This is a genomic window from Marinimicrobium sp. UBA4509 (assembly GCF_002388575.1).
GTDB lineage: Bacteria > Pseudomonadota > Gammaproteobacteria > Pseudomonadales > Cellvibrionaceae > Marinimicrobium > Marinimicrobium koreense.
Genome location: NZ_DGMV01000073.1, coordinates 23,782 through 28,997 on the forward strand (window position 1 = coordinate 23,782; position 5,216 = coordinate 28,997).

Below are 5,216 nucleotides of genomic sequence, written 5' to 3' on the forward strand. Positions count from 1 at the left end.
GCAACACAAAAAAGGGCCAGACTGACGTCTGGCCCTTTTTTGTGTTAACGAACTGGGGCGAAAACGCCCCAGAGCTCCGCGATTACGGTGTACAAGCAATCGCTTGCGGAGCGTTTTCCGTGGTCAGCGCATTGATGTACAGGTAGTCGACATTGCCCAGACCGCCGCCAGAGCCGGCGTACAGGGTAATATCGGTCTCGCCTGACTCAAGCTCAAGATCAACACTGGACTCCATCCAGGTATCCCAGGCCGAGGTGGACTCCATATCGATCTGGGCCACGCCGATCTGGCTGTTGATATCCACACGGGCGAAGCGGTTATCCCCCGCACCGTTGGCGTAACGAACCAGCAGACGGTAGGTGCCCGCATCCCGAATGTTGACCTTGTAGGTGATGTACTCACCTTCGGCATTATCGGTATTGGAGAAACCATCGCCCTCAAAGCCGGCCCAGTTGCTCTCGATCAACCCATTGGACATCTCGCAGTAACCATCTTCGTTCTCATTGATGGTCAGGCTGGTGGTACTCGGGTTTTCCTCATAGACCAGCTCCGTGGAGGGCTCGCCGACAATGACATCGCCATTGGCCATGGTGACCCGCATGAAGTACCAGTAGGACTGCAGTTCCACCAGACCCTCGTACTCGGCGTACACACCGCGCAGCTCCAGACCTTCGGACACCACCACGGTGGCACCTTCCGCGGACGCTTCGGTATTGCGCAGGATTTCGATCTGGCTGATTTCGCCCTGGAAGTTTTCCAGGTTCCAATCGATGCGGATACCACCGTCTTCCAGACGCGTGAGGATATTGGTTTCCGGCTCGGGCAGCTCGAACAAAACTTCACCTTCCGGATCGGTATTGATGACGGTGCCATCCTGCAGAGTTACCTCGAAGGAATACCAGTAGGTTTCATTCTGGGTAAACCCATTTTCACCGCCGGTATCGCGCAGGCGACCGTCAAGCGCTCTCACGTCTTCACGCACCAGAGTCATTCCAGTCAGCGAGGCACTGGTGTTGCGGTACAGGTCAACATTGACAATATTCTGGCCAAAGTTCCACAGTTTCCAAGTCAGATTGATGGTGCCCAGCGCCGGGTCAAGCTCGGCTGACAGGTTGGTGACATTGCTCTCCAGACCAAAACCGAAGGGACCAACGATCTCCGCACTGGCGACCTGCTTGAACATATACCAGTACCCCTGGCCTTCGATAAAGCCACCCTCGGGCCCAGCATCTTCAAAGCAGCCCTCGTAGATCACCGCTGGATCGCTGATCGGGTAGATCCGCGAGCGGCCACTGGCCTGGTTCTGATCGTTGCGGTATAGCTCATTATAAGTCGCACCGGGCGCAACGTTCTCAAGGTCCCAACATACTGTCATGACACCGTCGGCATAGGTAGCGCTCAGGTTGGAGGCTTCTACCACCAGGTTTTCCCCGAAGGCTGGAGCCGCGTCAATGATATTACCCTCTACCGTGGTCAGCTCGACCCAGTAGTAGTACTTACCACCCTCTTCTGTATCGCCATCGGTCCAGGTTTTTGCGTCCGGATTAACCTCTGCGTATGCCATAGAAGGTTTTTCGGGCACATTCTCGACATCATCGGTCTGAGCGCGATAAATATAAATATCGCTCAACTCGAGGTCGGTCACCCAAGTGAGGTCGACGTAGTTGTTGGAACTGGCCGCCTCGACACGGGGAATCTGCGTGGATGTCAGTCGTGTCTGATAGGGACCATCAATACCGGCGATTGCATTGCCATCCAGATCGGTGGCTTCAACCCAGTAGTAGTAGGTCACATCCGGGCTTGCTGAATCGTCAACGAACGATGTCTCACCACCTTCGGCCACACCCACACTGGTCGCGGAATCGCGCGCATCGGATTCACTCCGGAACACTTCAAAGGAGTCGAGCTCCGCGTCACCGGGAATCACCTTGACCAGAACATTGTCATTATTGCCCTGGACGACAGCGGCACTGACAGGCTCGGCCGGGACCGCCTGGGTTTTGAACTGCGGAAGTTCCTTCACGATATGATCGTACAGCTTCATATCCGAACCCATATAGAAGCTGGGGTGCGGAGGCTGATTGTAACCAACGTTCTGCCACGCAATGGCAGTACGATACTGACGATCATGCATCAGGGTGGGCAAGCGGACATCGGTGGGAATATTGCTGGAGTAAACCATCAACCGGGTGCTGGCCTCATTCGCCAACACCACCTCTTCACGCCAGTCGCCCAACAGGTCGGCGGACAGAGCAGGGGTCGCCTTGGTACCATTGTTGGACACCGCCAGACCATTGGCGAAAGTACCCGCATTCAGCAAGGGCTCTTCCACCAGCATGGATTCAGGGTTCCATTTGGTGATTTCGGTACCATCCAGCATTTCGCGGTTGAGATCGCCGTCCCACCAGACCATAAAGTTCATGGCCGGCTTGTTCTCTGAAATGACGGAACCATCGGAGGCCATCAGACCACCGCGAGAACCCCAACTTTCCAGGCCGGGATAGTTCGGATCGATATCCCCGGTTACGCCGCGACCCACGTCATCACCTTCGCCATTACTGGGCTGAGAGATCAGAATCTCGCCCGTTGCGGCATCGTGAACTTCCACACCAAAATTGCCGTCTTCGGTGATGTAGGCGCTGGAACTTTCGTGAACCATGAAGATTTCCAGACCGGGGTTGTCCGGAATAATGTCCGTGACGTGCACAGCGTCGCCATGTCCGAGCCCGGTGCTGTATAGCGGAGTACCATTGTCATCCAGGGTCGCCGCCCCGAAGATGATCTCATCTTTACCGTCACTGTCGACATCGGCCACACTCAGACTGTGCGCGCCCTGCCCCGCCAGACTTGGACCAGACTCATCCTCAGCCGAGTCATAGACCCAGTTTTGAGTCAGGGTGCTTCCATCGAAGTTGAACGTCGCCACTACAGCACGGGTGTAGTAGCCTCGGGACATTACCAGACTGGGCGTCTGGCCATCCAGATACGCAACGCCCGCCAGGAAACGGTCAACCCGGTTGCCGTAGTCGTCACCCCAGATTGCGTTGATATCCTCACCGCGAGGTGGAATATAATCAACGGTACTGATGGCTTCACCGGAAATGCCATCGAACATGGTCAGGTACTCGGGACCATCCAGAATATAACCGCCATCGTTGCGATAAACAGCTTCGGCGTCGCCAATCACGGTACCGCGACCGTCGACAGTGCCATCGGCGGTCTTCATCGCCACTTCGGCGCGGCCGTCCTGATTAAAGTCGTAGGCAATAAACTGGGTATAGTGAGCGCCGGCACGAATATTCGGCCCCAGGTTGATGCGCCAGAGGAAATCGCCTTCCATCGTATAGGCATCAATGAGCACATCACCGGTTTTGCCGGACTGCGCATTGTCTTTGGCGTTGTCGGGGTTCCACTTGACGATCAGTTCATACTGGCCGTCACCGGTCAAATCAGCGGCAGAGGCATCGTTGGCTGAGTAGCTGTACTCTTCTCCATCGACAAAGCCATTGGCCGGTTTGTTCAGGGGGATACTCAGATAAGGCGTCTCTGGTGCGGCAACGACCGCCGAGACATCTTTCTGCTCATCGTCAACCAGAGCTTCGATCTGATAGGTATCGCCCGGCATCCCGTTGGGGTCTTCCAAGAAAGTGGGCTCTCCGGGGCGAACCGTCCGGAAGAACTCGTCGTTTTTGTAGACGGCAAAGATGATTCGCTGCTCGTCCAGGCCGGACCAGCGCCAACTGAGGACATTGCCTTCTTCCTCGCCAGGCATTACTACCAACCCGCGATCAAGGTATTCGACATTGGAGCTGCCGCTGGTGTCGCGCTCAGCGTCGGTCAATGGTGGAGCGTTGAAGGGCTCTGCCGGTGTGTACTCGTCATCACAGGCCACCAGCATCGTGGATAACAACACAGGTACCAGCGGTACCGCCAGTGCCCGTATTTTGCCTTTGGAGTAACTTCCGTCTTTTCTCATTATGCAATCTCCGAAAGTGATCTTACGAAAGAGATGTAGAATTAGCGGTTAAAACTACATGGCGATGAAACTGAATTCTTATTTAGGGTGAAAAGACCAACGGAATTAGTCATTTATCATTATGTAACTGCTAACAAAAAACCATCAATGATCATATTACATCAGCTTCAATCACGATTCTAGTGCTTTTCGTCGTTGTTTTCCAATAGTTTTCAAACTTCTAAAAGCCACACCTCCCTCTCTCCGCCAAGGCAGGGTTGCGAAGAAAACGAGGCCATCCTGCCTACGCCACATAAGGTTCTATTGACCATATACCTTCCGGGAACGGTGTCATGCAGGCCCACGCTATGGGGCGGCACCCCGGGGAACCACTGAGCGCACTGCCGGATATCGCACTGACGGCCAATTACTCCAGCGCCACCAGGCACAGCCATCCAGGCACTTCTATATATGCACCTAAAACCGGAATATTATTCTTAAACGGAATAATAAAGTCAGTTTTAAAATCTATTTGAGATTGAAATGACTGCTAGTGACTGCAACGCAGGGTTATTGTGGTTACATTTTGTTGAATTTGATTTTTTTTGGTTATACTATGGGGACTGTTAGCAAAGTAACCATTACATAAAATTTCCACTTACTAACATTTAAGGCGGGATTTAATAATGAATAACTACAATCAGTCTGAAAAGCTTGATTGCACCAAGACAACACCACTCTTTAAAAAGAATTCACTAGCCAGTCGTATTGCTTCCATTGTTCTGGCCGGGGCCGCATGCAGCACCTTTATGGTGACCAACGCCTACGCGCAAGAGCAACAGGACGACGAACAGCAAAGCCAATCTCAGAACGACAACGCGTCGTCCGAAGATACCGTGCTTGAAGAGGTATTGGTCACCGGCATCCGTCAGAGCTACACAAGTGCTCTGGATCGGAAGCGCGAAGCCGGCACCATGATGGACTCCCTGGTGGCCGAAGACATCAGTGAATTCCCCGACAAGAACATCGGTGAAGCACTGCAGCGAATTTCCGGCATTCAGCTCAACCGCGATATGGGTGAAGGTACCTCCGTCAGTGTTCGTGGCGTTGAGTCAGGCCTGGTGCGAGTTGAGCTGAACGGTGTGACCGCCATGGGTATGGGCGGCAGCCGCAGTGTAGACTTCCGGGATATGGCCTCAGAGCTGGTCAAGTCAATTGACGTCTATAAGGGCTCTGAGGCACGACTCACCGAAGGGGGCGG

The 5,216-nt window shown here is 53.9% G+C and carries 2 protein-coding genes; one reads left to right on the forward strand and one right to left on the reverse strand.

Translation table 11 applies throughout. The features are described from left to right. Window positions 1-82: 82 nt before the first annotated feature. Window positions 83-3,976 (reverse strand): carbohydrate-binding protein, encoded by a 3,894-nt coding sequence (locus tag B3520_RS13895; RefSeq protein WP_286806900.1) that lies wholly within the window; start codon window positions 3,974-3,976, stop codon window positions 83-85. 665 nt (window positions 3,977-4,641) lie between these two features. Here B3520_RS13895 and B3520_RS13900 point away from each other — a divergent pair. Beyond that, window positions 4,642-5,216, forward strand: a 575-nt coding sequence (locus tag B3520_RS13900; protein ID WP_286876317.1) for a TonB-dependent receptor plug domain-containing protein, incomplete at its 3' end; no start/stop codon positions are given.

What these genes read in the sequence shown, in the direction of transcription:
- B3520_RS13895 (WP_286806900.1), bottom strand. Translation starts at nt 3,976, where the DNA reads ATGAGAAAAGACGGAAGTTACTCCAAAGGCAAAATACGGGCACTGGCG.